The following is a 17530-nucleotide window of genomic DNA, read 5'->3' as shown; positions in this document are numbered from 1 at the left end:
TTTGGATTCCACTCACAGCCTTTTTCGGTGATTCGAAATACCTCTGTTCGCAGCTCAATCAAACCCGCCTCTTCCAGGGCCTTCAACATGCGGTAAGCAGTGTCCGGCTTGTCAGTGAGCAGCGGTAGCTCCTCGATGATCTTCGCCTTGCTCAGCGCGAAGAAGATCCCGTCATCAGTCTTGATTGGCTTGGTCCAGCTCGGGCAGCCGTAGACGAAGGCGAACAGCAGGGCCTGCTGAGAATTCAGCCCCCACTCCAGCGCCTTCACCTGGTTAATCGTGACGGTGTATTGCATGTCAGGCCTTCCCGACCTTAGCGGCCAATTCAAGGAAGCGATCCACGTACCAATGAGGCTGCGTCTCGCGGGGGCATTGAGGGCTGGTGAGGTTTTTGCCGTAGGCCATGCCCTTCTCGGTCACGGACCAGAAGTCGACCATTTCCTGCCTGGAGTTTTTGCGCTGCAGGATCTTGAGGAAGCCGTGGGCCTCAAGTGCAAGGTTGAAGGCGCGGGCGGTGCTGGCGATGGCGTGATCTTTGATCAGGGCGGTAATTGCCTTGGTCGGCATGGAAGAGCCACCAGCGGCATCAGGGGCGGCGTCCACCGCATAGCCTGGAAGGAACTTGGCGTCCAGGCCGTTGTTGGCGGCGATCTTGGCCAGCATCAGCATCTTGCTGGAGTTGGCAGGCTTCAACAGGCGGTCGAAGCATTCCAAAATGGCAAGCTCGCCGACGATCTTGGAGTTGTTCGGGCCCTGGGCAGAAAAGGTGCCGGTCTTACGGATACTCGGCAGCACCTGCCCGACCACCCACTCTTCGAACTTCTCGGCGGCCGGCAGCTTGGACTTCATCACCAGCCGGTACAGGTCCCGCTCAGGAATGATGGTCATGAAACCACCACCCTGTTTCGGGGTAGTGGTCGCAGCCTTGCAGTGACGGGCCACCGCGTTCTCCGGTTTGGAGTAGCCGAGGGCGTCAGCGACGTCGCGCGCAACAAACCACGGATCGCCGAGCTTGTCGGTGATGACCCGGATTGCGGCGCCGTCGAAGTCGAACGGAATCACTACTGAATTGCGCGCCACGTTTTCAGATTGCGAAAAACGTGGCGCGAGATTGGTAGAGCTATTGATATGTGGCGGGGTTTGCATATAATCGGCCTCACAAAGTGTTATCGAATTAGCCGACCTCGACCGTCGGCTTTTTTGTGCCTGGGCTTCAGGTCCGCTCAATTCATAGTGCGAACCCGATGGGCACCGATTTCCGCGCATGCGCGGAAAATCAGGAAACAGATTTCAAATTTCGCTGGACCGAAGCGAGCAACTGCTCGGCACGGCGCCCCAACTCCCCCGCCTTCGCTTCAACCTGGCGGCACTGCTTGGCGAATGCCGGTAGGTGCGGCAGATCCAGTTCGCACATCACCTGATCGTCAAAAACTTCGCTGCCGGTGTCGATCACATCACCCAGGGCGCGGATCAGCGCGCCGAAGCTCTTGTTTGCGCATTGGTCGCTGGTCATCTGGCGGGCGCCGGTCAAGCCGTGACGGCTCGCCAGTTCGTTTACGCAGTGGTCACGGAATTCAGGTTCAAGGGCGTTGACCCACGACTCTTCCAGCCAGGACGGCATTTCCTGATCGCCGGACAGCCAGCGCTGAACACGCTTGAGCCAGCGGCCGGTCGCCTTAACAAAGTCACCGACGTCGTTCTGCAACGTCAGCGCGGCGAAGTCCGGGACCTCTTTAGCGACGGCCTTCTCCGGGCACGACAGATGCAGCTCGCGGCTCAGTGCCTGGGCGAAGTCGTCCTGGCTCAGGCTGGTACGTGCGATCTGGTTTGCAGCGTGGGCGACCAGCACCTGATCACGGGTTTGTACGGTGTGTCTGGAACTGGACGTTTGCATGGGAACTGCTCTCTTCTAATCTGGCTTCAATGGAACGGCGGACAGGGATGTCGGTTAGGCGGCCATCTCGGCCCATGGAAACGACGGACAAAGGGATTCTTTTTTGAAAGCACCTCCGGTCAACGCCTCCGCTCGCTTGGCAACCACTGGAGACATGCCATGCTTCTCGCGAACCCAACCGGAAACGGTACTTTGATCAACCTTGAGCTTTTCAGCCGTGACCTCCTGAGTGCCGAAGAAGGCAACGAGGTCCTTATAAATAGTGTTCATGCTGCCCCTCCATACGGGAATACCCATATGGTAGTTTATGGGAATACCGATTTGCAAGGATATGGGAGCACCCGTAATACTTGCCGGATGGAATTCAAAGATCGTTTAAAGGCCGCGCGCCGGCACGCCAAGCTCAATCAGGGCGAATTGGCCGCTAAAGCTGGTATCACGCAGACGTCGATTTCTGACCTTGAGCGTGGAAAATCGAAAGCCACCGCACACGTCGTGAAGATCGCCGACGCATGTGGGGTGAGCGCCAAATGGCTCTCAGACGAGATCGGGCCAATGCTGGCTCCTGGGTTAACGTCCGGCTCTGGTGAATCGAACGTTTCCCCTGCCACTCAACCCTCCAAATCATTCCGCTACCCGGTTGTGAGCTGGGTTGCCGCCGGCGCCTGGGCGGAAGCAGTGGAGCCCTACCCGGCTGGAATCTCGGACACCTACGAGTTTTCGGAGTATGACTCCAAAGGACCGGCGTTCTGGCTGACGGTCAAAGGTGACTCGATGACAGCGCCCGCCGGCCAGAGCATCACTGAAGGCACTCTGATCCTAGTGGACACTGAGGCTGAAGTCGCACCAGGTAAGCTGGTGGTGGCCAAGCTGCCGGACAGCAACGAAGCCACATTCAAGAAGCTGGTCAGCGACGGCGGACGGCTGTTCCTGAAACCTCTGAACCCGAGCTACCCCATCGAGGCAGTCGACGAGAACTGCCGGATCGTGGGCGTGGTTGTGCAGGCGTTGCAGAAGTTTTACTGATCAAGGGATTTGATTCAATTTTGCAGGACATCTGAAAAGGAAATCGAGATGCGAATGCCCGCAGTTCTGATCTTGGTCGCAGCACTTGCTGGCTGCGCCGACTCCCATCAATGGCTACCAAATCAGTTTGGCACTACTCAGCAGCTCAATCGAACGGACAAGATTTACATCGCTACTCCGGTAGATGGCGAATACGGCGACCACGTTTATAAGGGCTCCGGTCGTAATACAGCGCAAATCCTCTACGCGGCGTTTGCGCGGCGATCGGCAGCGGTATCGGTGGATTCAGATGCCTCGAGCTATGATCTGGCCTTAGAAAAAGCGAAGCGCAGCGGGCAAGACATCTTGGTTCTTCCGGCCATCCTGCATTGGGAAGATCGCGCAACTGAATGGTCGATGATCCCTGACCAGGTAGAGGTCAAAATAAGCGTAATTCAAGTTTCTTCCGGTGCTGTAATCAGCTCCGGAATCGCATCAGGTGAAAGCGGTATTGCAACATTTGGCGGTGATCACCCGCAGGATCTGCTGCCTGAGCCCATCGAGGCCTTCGTCTCATCTTTATACTGAGCCGGCGCCAATAACGCCTATCGATTCGGAGAAAGCCCCGTGCCCCTCACCAAGCCAAACCAAGACCTTAAGCGCGACCTGCAAGGCGTCGCCTCCGACCTCAAGTGGTCGGCCGTAGAGCTGATGAGGATTGCGGAGCGGCTGAGCCTTGCGGGGAATGAGGCGGACGCCCAAGCTGTGCTGAAGATGTGCACGGTGCTTCATGCGGACGAGGATCGGCTGACCGGGTATGCGGATGAGGTGAAGGCCGGGCAAATAATCCGAAGCAAGCCCGAGTAGGCGCATGGTCTCACGCGGCAACCCAAATCGAACTACTGCGAGCTGAGTAGCGCTCGTATGCACAAGGGAATGTGGTAATGAATGCCTTTCGGATCGCGACTCTAATAGTCGCCCCGCTTTTTATCTCCGGATGCTACAGCACGCCAAAAGAAAAAACCGAGTACGAAAAACAGATCGACGCAGTACCGATGCCTGTAACGGAAGCTGAACGGGTTGAGCAGTGTCGTAACTTCAAGCAAAGCGCAGATTACCAGCATATTGTGGACCTTTTGCAGTACTCACAGCGATCCAAGCTCGGCGTCTCGGATTATGAATTTACAGAGTCTCGAGCGCTTTTGCGTCGCCTCAGAGCCATGAAGTGCCCTGGGTATGGCTGGTTTTCCTGATGCTGCTGCCCAGAGTGAGCCAATGACTGCATGGCGAGAGCAGAGCTTCTGGAGCAAGGTTGGAGTCATTGCTTGCCTGGCTTTCCTAATGATGCTCCCCGGCTATTCCGACGTCGCTGGACTGGGCGGAGGCTCATCCGGCCGCAAGCGGGTGTTCAGCCCTAATTTCATTGCTCTGTGCGTTTTCGTGGCTGTGTTTGAGTTGATCGCGCTTAACCACTTCTATGGAGTGCGGATGAGGTGAGGACGGGGCGAATCACGAGAGCTAAGCGTTAGCAGCTTCGGCGCGCGAGCTGCGTGATGAACGGGCTTGCTCATCAGTGACGAATAGCTTTTAGAGTCCGTCTATGTCGCGTAGAGTCAGGCCCATGCTAGGTGTTTGTGTAATGTCTAATGAAAGGTTTCGCACATGGAAGCGCTAATCAACCCAGAAATACTGAGATGGGCCCGTTCCAGGGCGAGAATCAGCGCGGGCACGCTTGCGAAAAGTATCGGGACAGCTGAGGACAACGTGCTTGCTTGGGAAGACGGAGCGAAACGGCCTTCTTTTAACCAAGCCATGAACTACGCGCATCATACCCACATCCCTTTTGGCTATTTGTATCTAGCAAAACCGCCTGTTGAAGACCTGCCTCTACCCGACCTTAGAACCGTTAACGGTCGAGAGCCAAGCTATAGTCTCGCTCTCAGAGACACAATCCGTTGGGCGATGGAACGACAAGATTGGTACCGTAGCTGGTTAACTTCCCAGGGATATGAGAAAAACGAAGTAGTTGGCATCCTAAGTATTAACGATGGAATTCCCGCAGTTGTGGTTAGCATGCGGGAGAAGTTGGGAATACCTGAAATGCCAAAACGTGGAAATTTCGATGATTATTTTACTAAGCTGGTTCAAAGCATAGAAAATATCGGAATTCTGGTTATGCGTAATAGTATTGTAAACAACAATACGAGTAGACCTCTTTCGGTTGATGAGTTTCGCGGTTTTGCGATGAGCGACGCTCTAGCTCCTGTAATATTCGTCAATACTGCCGACTGCCCCGAGGCCCGACTCTTCACTCTCATCCACGAGCTTACGCATATCTGGATTGGGAAGTCTGGCGTATCTGACGCAGAGCCACAGACGCACAATAGAGAAGAGATATTCTGCAATGCCGTTGCCGCTGAACTGCTGGCGCCAGAACGTGAGTTTCGTATTGCATGGAAGCATTTTGAGGACTGGAAAGATAACCTCCCTTTCATCACACGGACATTCCATGTCAGTGAGTGGGTGATTGCTAGGCGCGCATTGACGCTGGGGTTCATCAGCCAAGCTGATTACAGTAATTTCATTGGTAACAAAATAGCAGCGCACAAAGCCAGAAATAAAGATGGAGCTCCTCCCTACTCGCGACTACAGACTGGACGAATCAGTAAGACTCTGGCCAAAGCCGTGGCGAGTGAGGCATTAAGTGGCCGTATGCTATTCAGGGATGCCTCTAGGCTGATGGGAATAAAGCCACACAAGATTTCTGAATATTCTAAGAAGGAACTTGGATTTTGAGCTACCTGCTAGATGCCAACTCTTATATACAAGCTAAAAACGCACACTATCGAATGAATTTCTGTCCTGGCTTTTGGGATTGGCTCGATACGGCTTTTCAGCTAGGACAACTATCGAGCATAACCATGGTGTACAAGGAATTGTCCGATTATGGTGATGAGCTATCGGATTGGGTAAAGATACGTCAAGCGCAGTTCGATACAATTGACGACAAGGATACTCAGGAGTTTTTCGGGCGAATTGCTGAGCATGTAATGAGTATGAAACTCCCTACAGATCCTGAAAAGATTCGTTTCTTAGGTGGTGCAGATCCTTGGTTAATTGCGAAAGCAGCCACGACCGGTAAAACCATTGTGACTCATGAGGTTTTAGCCCCCGACAATAGCAAAAAAATTAAAATCCCAAATATTTGCAAGGATTTTGATGTCAACTACATCACATCATTCGACCTACTAGACGTACTCCAGGCCAAGCTTGTTATCGAGAGGCCATAGGTTTAATTTAGTTTCCCCGAGCCCGGCCCAGCGCCGGGCTTCTAGTTTCTGCCCTTACCAGTTAGGATCGGTACTCGCATCCGTATGGAGGGGGCTGCATGAAACCCACTGCAACCATGCTCTTCAAAATCACCGCCTTCATGAGTGCGTGTGCCTGCGTGACATATGTGGCCAATGTCGCGAGCCGAGAAGTGGCTTACGTCCATGCGAAGGTCAACAGATCGGCAATCGCTGACATCCCCCACCAAGAACTACGATGGCCTAAAGCCGTAGCATTGCCAGAGTTGCGCGTCTCTGCCCCGAAGACGGGCGGCACGATTGGTGCTGATGACTGAATGTAGCGCGAGAGTATTACGATCGACATTTCACAAACCTTTCACAGAGGAGCGCCTATGGTGTACCCCAGCTCCTCGTGAACACCCTTTAAGCCCGCTACCCCCCATCGCGGGCTTTTCTTTGTCTGCAATTTGATCCTGTGAAGGAAGCCCACCCGTCGGGCTTTTTGCAGTTGCTTATAGGCGCAGCTCCTGGAAAGCACCGTTTGCGCTCTGCACGCGCACTGCGACTTGGGAGCCGGCCAGGATCTGAGCCGCCATTTTGATCAGTTCCTCCTTCGCCTCCGCCTCGGCAACCGGGCGAAATTTACGGGCCCTGAACATCGCCCATCCCTTGCTGGTTTTCTCGATTCGATAAGTAACCATCGGCGTCCATACTGACAACTTTGTACTGATAGTAGATTGTAGACGTAGTCAGCATGATCCACGCCCAGCCCGGACCTTTTTCTGCCTGCTGCTTAGCGCCCTGGCGCCTCGCGAAACCTCAGCTACGCTTTTGAGTGCCGGCAACTTATTACACCTGCGCTCGGCATTTTTGCCCGCACACGCGGGTTTTTCTTTGCCTGAGAAAGACCTGTCGTCAGATCGGTCCGCACGCGTCTTGCTGCGCCATGTTCCGGGTCTACACTTCCAAGGTCGAGCTACCACTCCCCCTTCTGCTCGACTTCGGCCCGCGCACGCGGGCCTTTTCTTGCCCGCGAGAAAAATCGCGCAAGCACTTATGCATTTATGCATGAAACTTCTGGTCGCCCTATTGCCAAGATATGCCAGTGCAAATACTGTGTATGCATACAGCATTCGCAAGGAGCGAGGCATGAACCAGGCACCCTACCCCACATCCAAACCGAGAAATTCCTACGAGCTTGTTGGCCGCCGCCTGCAAGGCTTGATCGCCTCTCCCCGAGTACAGCGAATTCAGTTGGTCGAGGTTTCCAGACGCGACGACGAAAGCCCTGAAGCCTGGCGCCAGGTCATCCAAGACATCGGCGACACCGCCGGGATAAGGATCGAGCATTTGGATGACGGCACCGTCAGGATCGGCTGGCGCGAGTACTGCGACTCCTAAATGAGCCCTCCACTGAGCGGGCTTTTTATCGCCACCCATAAAATATATGGGAATACCCATTGACGATAAATATGGGATTGCCTATATTCGTATCCATCGAGACGCCACAGCGAATCGCCAGCAGCTAAACCTGCGCCGCTCTTTAGAGCGACACCCCTTGCCGGATCACCACCGGCCCAGATTCAAAGGCAGCGATGAACCGGCCTCAACGGTTCAGAGGGTTGGCAACTGACCCAGGCGTGCAGCGTAAAGCGCCAAGAACAGTTATCCAGCGGGAGAACAAGCCGAAAGGCCCGCGGCTGGAGTGACATTTGATTCAGGCCGGCGACTGACGCCAGTAGCGAGAAGCCGGCCAACAGAAGATTTCACGTCAGCGCCTGAATCAGGCGCTTTCGGAAGCCAACTGCAGAGCAGCTACCGGCGCTTCCCTAAACCAGGGGCGCCACCATTAACAATGCGGACCCAGCCGACGGGACTTGATCGTTCTGGCGCAGAAGGGAGATAAGTTTCGTTGATGTCCTTCGAACATGCCGGACAAAGGCTCGGAGGCCTTTCCCAGTCAGCATGAATCGAAAAATTTGAATTACAGCGCCAGCAGGTCTTTCGAGTCCACTTTGATTCAGCCTCCTTTGTAGAAGGTTTCGTGCGCTTTGATGGCTGGACTTTTTTCGGCTTTTTGGCGGCGCTGGTCTCTTTCGCCTGTTTTATCGCGTCCCTTGAAGCCTTGCGACTCAGTTTTTTACTGCTGCGGTCCCGGGCCATCTCCCGAAGTTCGAAGATCCTGTTCAGCAGTGCGAATTCTCTTCTGAGCTGCAGCGTCACCCTATCCAACTCGTGATCAGGTCTGGCTGCATTAGATGGCTCAGGCGTTTCGTCTTGCGAAAATTGCTTTTGAATATCTTCGCGCTTCTTGGCTCCGACACCGGCAAAGAACCGTTCTGATTCCTCGCTGAAGCCTCGTCCAGCGACATGAGCGTCTGCGACGGCATCCGAGTCAGGAGCCCCCTTTAACAACCGCTGATGCTTCTTGTGGATCTTAGCGTCCATATGGAAAAGCCCGTTCCCTGGCTGCATCGCGAAATTTGCAATTACTCGAGATTACCAGCGGCAAAGCGCTACCACCAGACCGGGCCGTCGCCAGTAGCGGGCCTGGGCACCCTTCCTCACCTCTATTACGTCAGCACTCCTCCCCCGCGCCCATCGGCAACCAGCGGGAGGCATGAGTGTTGACGAATACAGGTGAACCAACGAATGGAGTTGACCATGAATCAAAGTCAGCACGCTTACTGCGACGTAGCGCTCGCAATGAATCAGCGCCGCAACATGGCCTTGGCGCTTTGCCTAGGCCTGGTCGGCTCCAGCGCACCGAAGACGTCGCCGTTGTTTCGGGTGATCCCGGCCGGCAATGAGTTCTTCCACGTCGTCGATTCCACCACCGGCAAGGTGAAAGGGTTTCGCCGCAACCACAACGAAGCCTGCGCCCTCGCCCGGAGCTTGGAGGCTCGCCATGCCAACCAGCTACGCGGATAGCGCCCAGGCCCGGGAATCAGATAGGCGCTGGGACTTCCCGGAGCGAACCCCACAAAGCCGTGCAGCCCTCTTTCACGCGTACACCGAGAAAGATTTGGCAGAGCGTGAAGTCCGCCGGCTCGCAGAGCGTGCAAGTCTCAAACGCCGCATTGGACTGGCTATGGCTCAAATGGAAAACATTTGTCCGCCGATTGGTGGAGAAACATGAACACCGCCCAGCGAGACCACCAGAACGCCGTCAGCTGGATCGAGGCAGAGATCGAAAACCTGATCCGCAACCTTGGCCAGCCCAACGCCAGTTCGGCGGCGACATCCTGCGTCACCCTGGCCTTCATGCTGCGGGCCATTGACGAGGCCGAACATCGATACTTCCGGGCGCGCATCGACAAGATTTACGCCAACTACAACGCCTCTATCGTTTCCGCCGCTTAACGGCCCCACCCCACCACTAAACTTTCAATGCTGCGCCAGGCGCGGCGAGGGATCGTCATGTCCACAAGTACTAAAAAAGCACCCGCACAAGAATCGCTCGAAATGAGCGAAACCGAAGAATCCAAGAAGTCCATTGCCCCTGCTGTCGCCGTCACCGACATCGCGGAGTATCGGCCGCACGAGGAGCAAATCGTTCGGCTAGAGACAACCTACGGGAAGCTGGTGGTTGACTGCTCGACCAGCGAAGGCTTGGCGAATGCAAAGGAAGTTCGCGTCGATATCCGCGACGTGCGTTATGCCCTAGCCAACACCACCAAAACGGCACTGGTTCCCTACCAGCAGGCGGTTAAAGACGCCCAGGCTCGCGTCAACCAAGTAAAGGAGTTCGGTGAGACGCTGAAAGATCGAGTCTTGGCAATCGAGACTCCTGTTGACGAAGCAATCAAGGCCGAAGAAAAGCGCATTGCTGATGCCAAGGCAGAGCGCGAGCGTGTCGAGGCTGAGCGTGTCGACGCCATCCGGGCCAAGATTACCCGCTTCAGCTCTGTCGCTGCCGCATACGCAAGCCGCAGCGCTGCCGACGTCGCCGGAATTCTGAAAGGCGTTAAGGAGTCGGTGATCCTCCCCGAAGAATACGGTGAATTTGAAGCCGAAGGCACCATCGCTCGCGACAACGCCATTGAGCAATTGGAAGCGCTACACAAGGCTGCCATTGATCGAGAGGAAGCTGCTGCCAAGCTGCTGGCCCAGCAGAAAGAACTGGACGAGCTGCGCGAGAAGCAACGACTCGCCGACGCAGAGGCTGAAGAGCTGCGCAAGCAGCGCGCCGAGGAAGACCGTCTGCGCTTGAAGAAGCAGCAGGACGAGCTGGACCAGCAGCGCCGCGACATGGAAGAACAACAACGCAAGCACCGTGAACAGCAAGAAGAGCAACAGCGCCAGCAGCGAGAACGTGATGCGCAGTATCAGCGTGATCAGGAAGAGCTGGCCCGTCTGCGTGCCCAGGCTGCTGCGCCCGCCCCAGCAGCGGCTGTTGTTGCTGCTCCAGTGATTGCTGACCCAGCACAATCGGTTGTAGCGGCAGTTGATCCGGCCCCAGCGGTGGACGAATTCGCTGACTCGAGCATTCCAAGCGCCAGCGAAGTGATCGAGGTCGTAGCCATGGCCTTCTGCGTCACCAATGACGAGGCCTCTGCCTGGCTGCGCGCCTTGTCGTTCTAAAGAACCCTGAAGCCACCCCGGAGGCCGGCCAAAGTCGTCGGCTATGGAGTTAGCAATGAACGCCCCAACCCAGATTTCTACCGTACCAATGGACACCAGCCCGACAGGGCTGATCCTCAATCGCGACAGCATGCAGTCGATGACTGAGCTCGCGGGCATCATGGCGGGTGGCAAAACCACCCTGCCGAGGCACTTTCACGGCAACACCGCCGACTGCATGGCAGTGATCATGCAGTCCATGCAATGGGGAATGAACCCATTCCAGGTGGCGCAAAAGACCTTCATCGTCAACGGAGGCCAACTGAGCTATGAAGCCCAGCTGGTCAACGCGGTCATCACCACTCGAGCCCCGACCATTGATCGAATCCACTACGAGTGGTTTGGCGACTGGGACAAAATCATTGGCAATTTCCGCGAGATCGAGAGCAAAAAACAAACGGATGACCACGGGTTGCCGAAAAAGTATCGCGTCCCAAACTGGAACATAAATGACGAGAAAGGGTTGGGCGTCCGCGTTTGGGCTACGTTCGTGGGCGAGGATACCCCGCGCGAACTGACCACCTTGATGACTCAGGCACGAACTCGGAACTCCACGCTGTGGGCAGACGATCCGAAGCAGCAGATCGCCTACCTGGCCCTCAAAAAATGGGCTCGCCTGTACTGCCCTGACGTGATCCTGGGCGTGTACACCCGCGAAGAGCTGGACGACGGCTATACGCTTCCGGAAACAGACGTTACCCCGAGATCTACCAGCGAAAAGCCTGCTGACTTAGGTGCCGCCTCAGTACCCCAGGGCGACACAACAGATGCGACCTCCGACCTTTTTGAACAGCTGAAAAAAATCGCTCAAGAGCAGGGCATTGAAGGGTATGAAAAAGCTTGGAAAGCCCTGAAACCACAGCAGCGCGGCGCCATTGGCGTGACCCGTCACGGAGAACTGAAGGCCATTGCACAAACCATCGACGCCGAGTTCACAACTGTCAGCGATAGCGCCGACGCTGCTGCCGGCGTCGATAGTCAGGACGATGCTCAATGAACGCCTCTGTAGACCTTCAGCGCACGGAGCAGTGGCACCAGGACCGCAGCGGGCGACTCACCGCCAGCCGATTCAAGGATGTTATTGCATGGGGCGACCGTGACAAACACGGCAAACGTAAGCCGCTTGCGGCCCGTACCACCTACATGCGCGAGCTGGCTTTTGAGCGCCTGGCCAACCGATCGAAACATTCGGTCAGCAGCAAGTCGATGGCCTGGGGAACCGAGGTTGAGCAGTCGAGCCACGACTTCTACGAAATCCTGACTGGTAATAGCGTCATCAAGTCGGGTTTCGTAGTTCATCCAAAATACGACTGGCTGGGCTGTTCGCCGGACGGATTGATTGGCGAGGACGGGGGTATTGAGTCGAAATGCCCATTCAATGAGGCCGTCCATGTTCGCACCTGGCTCGAAGGCATGCCCGAGGAACATAAGCCGCAGGTTCAGGGCTGCATGTTCGTCACGGGCCGGGAGTGGTGGGATTTCCTGTCATTCGATCCACGCCAGGATGAAGACTGCCGGCTGTATATCGAGACCATTGAGCGCGACGAGGAGTACATCGCGATGCTTCATCAAGAGCTGGTCCAGTTCAATCTGGAGCTTGGCAGGATGGTTGATGAAGTCGCGGACAAAGCCCGGGCGCAAGCCCATCGCCTAGGAGCCTGATTATGATCAGCAACCACCGCAGCCTGGTCGAGGCGCTGCGCCCAGCCTCGGATGAACTGGCGGCCCAGGTCGCCCAGTTCCTTGCCAGCGGCGGCCAGATCGAAGAAGCGGCGCCCATCGGATACAAGCCAAAACCAATCACCTACAGCAACCAGATGCCGCCGGCACCGAAGCCGTTTGTTCGCCGGCGAGTTGAGGCGACTCCACTGCCCCTGCACTCAAAAGATATACGCCAGCAGGAACGCGACGAGCTTGCCGAGCGTATTCGGGAACTGGGAACCACGCACACGCAAACGGAGGCATCGGTTGCCCTGGGCTTGAGCCGGCGCACCCTCTACAGCTTTGCAAAGGAGTACGGCATCACCTTCAACAAGCCGACCCGGGGCGGCGCCAACGACGCAGTTCGAAGCGAACAGGTTCAGGCCCGCGACGCGAAGTACGCCGAGCGGATTCGGGCCTTCCTGGAGCTGGGCATCACCCGACGCCAATGCTGCGGCAAGCTGGCGATCGGCAACAAGGCCTTCGAGCGGATCATCGCCGCCCATGGTATCGATTACCCAAAACGATCGTAGAAATATGCCGGAAACGCTAGATTTCGAACATCGTAAACAAGCAAAACCCCATCATCAAGGAGCAAAGGAAATGCTAGAAAACATTAACGAAGCGGGTATCACCAGTCAGGTCGTCGACAATATCTCAGCACTTAAGGCACTCGTTACAACGGCGAGTGATGCGGTTTATGTGCTTGGATATTACGTGCCTGGAGATGGCGGTGGAGGTGTCTATCGCAGGGATCCTAACGATGTCACTACACCGGACAACAAAGGAAGCGTGATCGTTGGTGACAACGGCACTTACCGTTGGAAGCTTTGCCAAACTGCGCCTTATACCCTTAAACAGTTCGGCTGCAAGGGCGACGGAATCACTGACGATACCCCCGGGTACCTGGCTTGCTTCAGCACTGGACTACCTGTGCATATTCCGTCTGGCCGATACAAGGTAGCGCCGATTGGACCGGCAGCTGTCTACCCGGAAGCGCGGGAGCCGAATCGGACCTCCGCCGTGACACTAAGCACCGGTCAGAACGTTACAGGAGAAGGTGCGGGCTCGGAATTAATCTGGGGCAACACTACCAAGCAGGCCTTTTTCAGAGTAGTTAACGCCAAGAATATTGTGATCTCAGGCATCAAATTCACGGGCGGCTACTCTGCGATTATCATCGATCCAATTTCTGATGGGTCGGTTGACGATGTTGGGCTTAAAAACTGCACCCTAGATGGGCAGTTGATCGGTTTGCTCGGCGGTCGACAGTACGCATTGGACCCCACTGGATCCAAGTATTGCTCGAATATCTGGATAGAAACCTGTGACCTTCGAAATATTGTCGTTCACGGCATGGTCGCTACCAACTGTTATCGCCCAAGAGCCACGAGTAATAACTTTGAGTCCTTCACTGGCGGCTTTTGCATAGATTTCTCCCAGGGGACTCGCGGGGGAACTATCAGCAACAACACTGGTAACAATGTTCTGCACTTCTGCAAAGTAGAGTCGTCAAACATAGGCTTGAACGGGCAACCATTACTTCCAGATGCGACAATCGTCGCAAGCCGCGACTGTATTATTACTGGAAACAACATTACGGGAATACAGCAACTAGGCATTTTCTTTAACAGCGGCACTGACAGACTGATTGCATCTTCCAATAGCTTGCAAGGCTCGTTCACTGTCGCGATAAGCATCGGCTCGGTCACGGGCTTTACACACGACGGCCAAATTATCATTTCGGATAACGTCCTGAAGTTGCTGTCCATAAATGCCATCGGCATTAGGTCCCAGCTCAATACAGCGACACAGCCTCCCCTGATTGAAGGAAATAGCATCAGCGGAGGCTCAATTGGTATTGACTGGCAAACACCACAGGCAAGGTTTGTCGGCAACAACATTACGTCTATCAATACCGGAATCCAGATAAGCGCGGCCGTTAAAAACATCGACTTGCTTAACAACCACATTACTGCCTCCTCCGCGGTAGCGGGCACCGGGACCGCTGCATGGAAGGGGCTCAGGGCGAGAGGCAACACGATCAATGTCACGGAATGGTCGTTTTACCTGGGGACTATTGGAAGCCTTGGATTTTCTGAGTTTTTCGACAATAGCGTAATCAATCAAACCACGCGGGCCAACGGGTCGTTGCTGATCAACAATCCAAGCTCAACACGTTTCGCCATGAACACATTTAATCTTCCGCCTGCATCAGGAGGGTCAATTGTCACCATCGGCAGTGCAACAAAGTGTTCGTTGTTAGGCAACATTTCTACAGTGGGTTTTAAAGTGGCGGGTCCAGATGCCACAACCACAGCCCAAACGTTGAATAACATCACGGATGCAAGCTACATCGCCTGACACTCGGACACCATCGAGGAGTGGCATCCCGACATTCAAAAGCACTGAGAAGGCCCATGCCACTACCTCGATATGGTCGATACGGTAACTGGCTGCAATCGCTCATAGCGGTAACCGTTCCTCATATCCGAGTACCGAAAAGACTGGATCCGGGCCGGCCAAATAGCAGATTGGTCAGCCAGGATCCAAGTCGATGACACAAGGTAGCCATATAGAAAAATTCAAACCTGTTGCCCACGTGAAGCGCATCAACAACCAGGTGCGACAACGCCGGCGGCAGGCATGGCTTGATTTGCCAGCACACGAAATCGAAGAGGTAGGCCATGGCCAAGGACAACGCGCAGATCCAGCGGGACAAGCGCTCGAAAGAGAAGGCGCTGCTCGAGCGGATCGGCGCCGAGAAGCGAACGCTGATTGTCTCGAAAGCGCTCGATGATGCGCTTCAAGTGCTGGGCGAACGTCACGACTTTGAAGAGTGGCAGGAGACGGTCTCGACGCTACTGATCAACCTGGCAGCAGCGCCCGCCGAAGAATCTGCCCGCTTCACCACCATGTCGCGACCTGTTTTCGAGGTTACTGAAAAGCAGTCGCGACAGCTTGAAGAGTTTCGCAAGACCGGCATCGAGCCTGCGTAATCAACGCCAATCTCCGCATCCGGTAGCAGACGAGGCGCATGACTTGATAAATATTGTTGGCTCGGTGTGATTTAGTTCTGGGTCGATGGATTAATAGGTCTTGGATGATGCCCTAGTTTAATGTTTTCAAGAAGCCCTTCAATCTCTGCTCGAAAAAGAGGTTCTTTGTACATTTCAGTAAGAACCGTAATTGTGTTTCCTGCTGCTCCTTCTAGTGTGAATACATGCCGATGGAAGTCGCATCCTTCAAACCCTCCCGCGTCACGCCCATCGTAAACCAACTCTGTCCCCTGAAACTTGCACCGAACAAATTTCTTGCCAGAAATCAAGAGTCTCTCAACGCCAAATGCCTCGCCAGAAACCGTCACTACAGGGGGGTCGAGGTTCGGCTTTTTTCGAGTGCCCCAAAAAACCCAACCAAAAAATATCAATATAACAATCAAAAATAGCAACCAGACAGGGATCGTTAGTGATTTTGAAAAATAATCCAAATACAGATCTTTCCAACTTAAAACTAGCCCAGCTAAAGAACTTATTAAGGTAAAAAAAAACATCAAGACTATTACTGTCGGATTTTTTGTTAGAAAACTTGCAAGTCTTTTCATTTGCTCCTCCTTGATCCGGCTCCATGCCGGCCACCCGTAATACCCCATATCAACGAATCACGCCAGCCGCGCACTATCCCGCCAACGGCTCGGGATACTCGTCGATTTGTTTTCTGTAGGCCGCAAGGTCGATTATCTGTCGCAAGCAGATCAATACTTCAAGCTTCTGCCTGTCGTCGGGTATGCCTATCCGCTTCAGCATCGCGCGTGCGTCTTCTTCGATTGCCGCGAGTGCATCGATATCGCTTTGCAGCCTCATGTCGGTCTCCGTCCTGGATGAGATGAGTCAATACCAATAGCCAACAAATCTAAATCAAGCCAACCGGTCGGGCAGGCAGGCACACGCTCGGAGTTAACGCTTGAGCCACCGAGATCTCTACAGCCTCAAGCTGATAGCCATCCAAAGCTCTCATAAATCGGAAGTAATAGAAGGTTGCTTCTGCGTCTTGCTTTGTCTTAAAGGCTTCCGCTTGGGCCGGAGTGGCGCAACGATATCGAATGCCATCGCGATCGATAGCCTCACCATAAAACCTGTCGCCGCCGGGACTCGTAAGCATAACTACCCAGGACATATCAGTTCCCCTTACCGGGCCGAATGTCTGAATGCCCTAAGACACCAATACTCCCTATCAACGAATCACGCCAGCCGGCGAGGCAGGCGCACGCTTGGAGATAACCCATGAGCACCTTTGCAGTGTTTGGAATGACCCTCGATGTCGCCAAGACCGAGGCCCGCAAGAAAACGGCCGGCACCCGGAAGAACCCGAAGGCTCCTGGCGGCGTCGAGCCGATCCCGGAAGCCGAATGGCTGGAGCTGGTCGCTAAGCGCACCGAAAAGATTATGGGGGGGAGTACGGTTCGCCAGCTCTCGCCCATGTTCGACGCGCCGCAGTACGCCGAGCAGTTCATTGAGCTGGCCCGCAAAACGCTGAGATGCCGCGATATGCAAATCAGGGCCAAGGCCGTGCTGGTAGACGCTAAGGGGAAGCCGATCATCAATCCGAAGACGAAAGCTCCTCGCGTGGGGTTTTCGGAGTGGCCGCCGAAGCAGGAAGCTCAAGCGGCGGCCTGATGCGATCGAACACCAGAGTGCCTAAGCATCGAGCAGGTTGTATTCACTGATGTCGATTGGAGTTATCCATGGGTTTTCTCCGCTTTCGAGGCGCATCATTAAGTACGCACGAGTGCGGTCGACATGAAGCTTTTGGCTTCGATCTTTCATCTGCTTAATCAGTTCACCCTGCATTCCGTAGCGACCGCACTTCGTACAGATTCTTTCCACAAACGTCCCGCCAAAACCAACAGCTTTGTCCTCAGACTTGCAGATCAAGCACGTCATGTGTCAGCCCTCCTTGTGAGTGACCAACCAACTGTAGCCGTTCTCTCTAATCCCACCACTCCACCGCCCGGGCA

General features: G+C 54.9%; 26 protein-coding genes and 1 pseudogene. 18 read left to right on the top strand and 9 right to left on the bottom strand.

All coding sequences use genetic code 11. From position 1 onward, the window contains the following. Window positions 1-5: 5 nt before the first annotated feature. From P3C29_RS10085 to P3C29_RS10070, 4 genes and pseudogenes are all read right to left on the bottom strand, one after another. Window positions 6-296, bottom strand: a pseudogene (locus tag P3C29_RS10085) (phage replication protein); the annotation flags it as partial. 1 nt (window position 297) lies between these two features. After that, window positions 298-1146, bottom strand: a complete 849-nt coding sequence (locus P3C29_RS10080; RefSeq protein WP_275964451.1) for a BRO family protein — start codon at window positions 1144-1146, stop codon at window positions 298-300. Window positions 1147-1276: 130 nt separating this feature from the next. Beyond that, window positions 1277-1894, bottom strand: coding sequence for a hypothetical protein (locus P3C29_RS10075; protein WP_063030609.1), 618 nt, complete (start codon window positions 1892-1894; stop codon window positions 1277-1279). A 54-nt stretch (window positions 1895-1948) separates the two neighbouring features. Beyond that, window positions 1949-2164, bottom strand: a complete 216-nt coding sequence (locus tag P3C29_RS10070) for a YdaS family helix-turn-helix protein (RefSeq protein ID WP_003218319.1) — start codon at window positions 2162-2164, stop codon at window positions 1949-1951. Window positions 2165-2251: 87 nt separating this feature from the next. On the opposite strand from P3C29_RS10070, the gene P3C29_RS10065 reads away from it, so the two are divergent. From P3C29_RS10065 to P3C29_RS10030, 8 genes are all read left to right on the top strand, one after another. Then, on the top strand, window positions 2252-2920 hold the full coding sequence (locus P3C29_RS10065) for an XRE family transcriptional regulator (protein ID WP_275964450.1): 669 nt from the start codon (window positions 2252-2254) through the stop codon (window positions 2918-2920). A 54-nt stretch (window positions 2921-2974) separates the two neighbouring features. After that, the gene (locus P3C29_RS10060) at window positions 2975-3487 is read left to right on the top strand and encodes a DUF4823 domain-containing protein (protein ID WP_275964449.1); all 513 of its coding nucleotides are present in this window, start codon (window positions 2975-2977) and stop codon (window positions 3485-3487) included. A 39-nt stretch (window positions 3488-3526) separates the two neighbouring features. Continuing rightward, entirely contained in the window at window positions 3527-3766 is a 240-nt protein-coding gene (locus P3C29_RS10055; RefSeq protein ID WP_275964448.1) for a hypothetical protein, read from the top strand. Between the two features lie 77 nt (window positions 3767-3843). After that, on the top strand, window positions 3844-4152 hold the full coding sequence (locus P3C29_RS10050) for a hypothetical protein (RefSeq protein ID WP_275964447.1): 309 nt from the start codon (window positions 3844-3846) through the stop codon (window positions 4150-4152). A gap of 22 nt (window positions 4153-4174) precedes the next feature. Continuing rightward, window positions 4175-4396 (top strand): hypothetical protein, encoded by a 222-nt coding sequence (locus tag P3C29_RS10045; RefSeq protein ID WP_242487082.1) that lies wholly within the window; start codon window positions 4175-4177, stop codon window positions 4394-4396. A gap of 165 nt (window positions 4397-4561) precedes the next feature. After that, window positions 4562-5695 carry an ImmA/IrrE family metallo-endopeptidase gene (locus P3C29_RS10040; RefSeq protein WP_275964446.1) on the top strand — a complete coding sequence of 378 codons (1134 nt, stop codon included), beginning with the start codon at window positions 4562-4564 and terminating at the stop codon, window positions 5693-5695. Then, on the top strand, window positions 5692-6189 hold the full coding sequence (locus P3C29_RS10035; RefSeq protein ID WP_275964445.1) for a DUF4411 family protein: 498 nt from the start codon (window positions 5692-5694) through the stop codon (window positions 6187-6189). Before P3C29_RS10040 ends, P3C29_RS10035 begins: the two co-directional genes overlap by 4 nt. A gap of 98 nt (window positions 6190-6287) precedes the next feature. Next, window positions 6288-6524 carry a hypothetical protein gene (locus P3C29_RS10030; protein WP_275964444.1) on the top strand — a complete coding sequence of 79 codons (237 nt, stop codon included), beginning with the start codon at window positions 6288-6290 and terminating at the stop codon, window positions 6522-6524. A 177-nt stretch (window positions 6525-6701) separates the two neighbouring features. On the opposite strand, the gene P3C29_RS10025 is transcribed toward P3C29_RS10030, so the two are convergent. After that, a complete protein-coding gene (locus P3C29_RS10025) occupies window positions 6702-6890 on the bottom strand; it encodes a hypothetical protein (protein ID WP_275964443.1) in 189 nt (62 codons plus the stop codon). A gap of 448 nt (window positions 6891-7338) precedes the next feature. Here P3C29_RS10025 and P3C29_RS10020 point away from each other — a divergent pair, with 448 nt between their 5' ends. Further along, a complete protein-coding gene (locus P3C29_RS10020; protein ID WP_275964442.1) occupies window positions 7339-7590 on the top strand; it encodes a DUF1654 domain-containing protein in 252 nt (83 codons plus the stop codon). A 414-nt stretch (window positions 7591-8004) separates the two neighbouring features. Here P3C29_RS10020 and P3C29_RS10015 read toward each other — a convergent pair whose 3' ends face one another. Next, window positions 8005-8637 carry a hypothetical protein gene (locus P3C29_RS10015; RefSeq protein WP_275964441.1) on the bottom strand — a complete coding sequence of 211 codons (633 nt, stop codon included), beginning with the start codon at window positions 8635-8637 and terminating at the stop codon, window positions 8005-8007. 276 nt (window positions 8638-8913) lie between these two features. Between P3C29_RS10015 and P3C29_RS10010 the strand changes: the two genes are divergently transcribed. The 8 genes from P3C29_RS10010 (at window position 8914) to P3C29_RS09975 (ending at window position 15512) form a co-directional block, all read left to right on the top strand. Continuing rightward, window positions 8914-9120 carry a hypothetical protein gene (locus P3C29_RS10010; protein WP_275964536.1) on the top strand — a complete coding sequence of 69 codons (207 nt, stop codon included), beginning with the start codon at window positions 8914-8916 and terminating at the stop codon, window positions 9118-9120. Between the two features lie 204 nt (window positions 9121-9324). After that, complete coding sequence (locus tag P3C29_RS10005) at window positions 9325-9552, top strand: hypothetical protein (protein ID WP_275964440.1); 228 nt, start codon at window positions 9325-9327, stop codon at window positions 9550-9552. A gap of 102 nt (window positions 9553-9654) precedes the next feature. Beyond that, window positions 9655-10773 (top strand): hypothetical protein, encoded by a 1119-nt coding sequence (locus tag P3C29_RS10000; protein WP_275964439.1) that lies wholly within the window; start codon window positions 9655-9657, stop codon window positions 10771-10773. 55 nt (window positions 10774-10828) lie between these two features. Next, window positions 10829-11809 carry a RecT family recombinase gene (locus P3C29_RS09995; RefSeq protein WP_275964438.1) on the top strand — a complete coding sequence of 327 codons (981 nt, stop codon included), beginning with the start codon at window positions 10829-10831 and terminating at the stop codon, window positions 11807-11809. Beyond that, window positions 11806-12474: a lambda exonuclease family protein gene (locus P3C29_RS09990; RefSeq protein ID WP_010568110.1), complete on the top strand. Its 669-nt coding sequence runs from the start codon at window positions 11806-11808 to the stop codon at window positions 12472-12474. The genes P3C29_RS09995 and P3C29_RS09990 overlap by 4 nt, the downstream gene beginning before the upstream one ends. A gap of 2 nt (window positions 12475-12476) precedes the next feature. Beyond that, on the top strand, window positions 12477-13046 hold the full coding sequence (locus tag P3C29_RS09985; protein WP_275964437.1) for a hypothetical protein: 570 nt from the start codon (window positions 12477-12479) through the stop codon (window positions 13044-13046). Further along, window positions 13018-14877, top strand: a complete 1860-nt coding sequence (locus P3C29_RS09980; RefSeq protein WP_275964436.1) for a hypothetical protein — start codon at window positions 13018-13020, stop codon at window positions 14875-14877. The genes P3C29_RS09985 and P3C29_RS09980 overlap by 29 nt, the downstream gene beginning before the upstream one ends. 323 nt (window positions 14878-15200) lie before the next feature. Next, window positions 15201-15512, top strand: a complete 312-nt coding sequence (locus P3C29_RS09975; RefSeq protein ID WP_275964435.1) for a hypothetical protein — start codon at window positions 15201-15203, stop codon at window positions 15510-15512. A 71-nt stretch (window positions 15513-15583) separates the two neighbouring features. Here the strand turns inward: P3C29_RS09975 and P3C29_RS09970 are convergent, their stop codons facing one another. Then, window positions 15584-16117: a hypothetical protein gene (locus tag P3C29_RS09970; protein ID WP_275964434.1), complete on the bottom strand. Its 534-nt coding sequence runs from the start codon at window positions 16115-16117 to the stop codon at window positions 15584-15586. Between the two features lie 73 nt (window positions 16118-16190). Then, window positions 16191-16376 (bottom strand): hypothetical protein, encoded by a 186-nt coding sequence (locus tag P3C29_RS09965; protein ID WP_275964433.1) that lies wholly within the window; start codon window positions 16374-16376, stop codon window positions 16191-16193. 420 nt (window positions 16377-16796) lie between these two features. On the opposite strand from P3C29_RS09965, the gene P3C29_RS09960 reads away from it, so the two are divergent. Then, window positions 16797-17189, top strand: coding sequence for a hypothetical protein (locus P3C29_RS09960; RefSeq protein WP_275964432.1), 393 nt, complete (start codon window positions 16797-16799; stop codon window positions 17187-17189). Window positions 17190-17210: 21 nt separating this feature from the next. Here P3C29_RS09960 and P3C29_RS09955 read toward each other — a convergent pair whose 3' ends face one another. After that, complete coding sequence (locus tag P3C29_RS09955) at window positions 17211-17456, bottom strand: hypothetical protein (protein WP_275964431.1); 246 nt, start codon at window positions 17454-17456, stop codon at window positions 17211-17213. Window positions 17457-17530: the final 74 nt, after the last annotated feature.

Origin of the sequence: Pseudomonas sp. 1912-s (genome assembly GCF_029269205.1) — a bacterium.
Classification (GTDB): domain Bacteria; phylum Pseudomonadota; class Gammaproteobacteria; order Pseudomonadales; family Pseudomonadaceae; genus Aquipseudomonas.
This window is presented reverse-complemented; position numbering and strand designations above follow the sequence as displayed.

What these genes read in the sequence shown, in the direction of transcription:
- P3C29_RS09985 (WP_275964437.1), top strand. Translation starts at nt 12,477, where the DNA reads ATGATCAGCAACCACCGCAGCCTGGTCGAGGCGCTGCGCCCAGCCTCG.
- P3C29_RS09995 (WP_275964438.1), top strand. Translation starts at nt 10,829, where the DNA reads ATGAACGCCCCAACCCAGATTTCTACCGTACCAATGGACACCAGCCCG.
- P3C29_RS10045 (WP_242487082.1), top strand. Translation starts at nt 4,175, where the DNA reads ATGACTGCATGGCGAGAGCAGAGCTTCTGGAGCAAGGTTGGAGTCATT.
- P3C29_RS10050 (WP_275964447.1), top strand. Translation starts at nt 3,844, where the DNA reads ATGAATGCCTTTCGGATCGCGACTCTAATAGTCGCCCCGCTTTTTATC.
- P3C29_RS10065 (WP_275964450.1), top strand. Translation starts at nt 2,252, where the DNA reads ATGGAATTCAAAGATCGTTTAAAGGCCGCGCGCCGGCACGCCAAGCTC.
- P3C29_RS10075 (WP_063030609.1), bottom strand. Translation starts at nt 1,894, where the DNA reads ATGCAAACGTCCAGTTCCAGACACACCGTACAAACCCGTGATCAGGTG.
- P3C29_RS10070 (WP_003218319.1), bottom strand. Translation starts at nt 2,164, where the DNA reads ATGAACACTATTTATAAGGACCTCGTTGCCTTCTTCGGCACTCAGGAG.
- P3C29_RS09960 (WP_275964432.1), top strand. Translation starts at nt 16,797, where the DNA reads ATGAGCACCTTTGCAGTGTTTGGAATGACCCTCGATGTCGCCAAGACC.
- P3C29_RS10005 (WP_275964440.1), top strand. Translation starts at nt 9,325, where the DNA reads ATGAACACCGCCCAGCGAGACCACCAGAACGCCGTCAGCTGGATCGAG.
- P3C29_RS09975 (WP_275964435.1), top strand. Translation starts at nt 15,201, where the DNA reads ATGGCCAAGGACAACGCGCAGATCCAGCGGGACAAGCGCTCGAAAGAG.
- P3C29_RS10000 (WP_275964439.1), top strand. Translation starts at nt 9,655, where the DNA reads ATGAGCGAAACCGAAGAATCCAAGAAGTCCATTGCCCCTGCTGTCGCC.
- P3C29_RS09970 (WP_275964434.1), bottom strand. Translation starts at nt 16,117, where the DNA reads ATGAAAAGACTTGCAAGTTTTCTAACAAAAAATCCGACAGTAATAGTC.
- P3C29_RS10025 (WP_275964443.1), bottom strand. Translation starts at nt 6,890, where the DNA reads ATGGTTACTTATCGAATCGAGAAAACCAGCAAGGGATGGGCGATGTTC.
- P3C29_RS10060 (WP_275964449.1), top strand. Translation starts at nt 2,975, where the DNA reads ATGCCCGCAGTTCTGATCTTGGTCGCAGCACTTGCTGGCTGCGCCGAC.
- P3C29_RS09955 (WP_275964431.1), bottom strand. Translation starts at nt 17,456, where the DNA reads ATGACGTGCTTGATCTGCAAGTCTGAGGACAAAGCTGTTGGTTTTGGC.
- P3C29_RS09990 (WP_010568110.1), top strand. Translation starts at nt 11,806, where the DNA reads ATGAACGCCTCTGTAGACCTTCAGCGCACGGAGCAGTGGCACCAGGAC.
- P3C29_RS10040 (WP_275964446.1), top strand. Translation starts at nt 4,562, where the DNA reads ATGGAAGCGCTAATCAACCCAGAAATACTGAGATGGGCCCGTTCCAGG.
- P3C29_RS09980 (WP_275964436.1), top strand. Translation starts at nt 13,018, where the DNA reads ATGGTATCGATTACCCAAAACGATCGTAGAAATATGCCGGAAACGCTA.
- P3C29_RS10080 (WP_275964451.1), bottom strand. Translation starts at nt 1,146, where the DNA reads ATGCAAACCCCGCCACATATCAATAGCTCTACCAATCTCGCGCCACGT.
- P3C29_RS09965 (WP_275964433.1), bottom strand. Translation starts at nt 16,376, where the DNA reads ATGAGGCTGCAAAGCGATATCGATGCACTCGCGGCAATCGAAGAAGAC.
- P3C29_RS10010 (WP_275964536.1), top strand. Translation starts at nt 8,914, where the DNA reads ATGGCCTTGGCGCTTTGCCTAGGCCTGGTCGGCTCCAGCGCACCGAAG.
- P3C29_RS10020 (WP_275964442.1), top strand. Translation starts at nt 7,339, where the DNA reads ATGAACCAGGCACCCTACCCCACATCCAAACCGAGAAATTCCTACGAG.
- P3C29_RS10015 (WP_275964441.1), bottom strand. Translation starts at nt 8,637, where the DNA reads ATGGACGCTAAGATCCACAAGAAGCATCAGCGGTTGTTAAAGGGGGCT.
- P3C29_RS10030 (WP_275964444.1), top strand. Translation starts at nt 6,288, where the DNA reads ATGAAACCCACTGCAACCATGCTCTTCAAAATCACCGCCTTCATGAGT.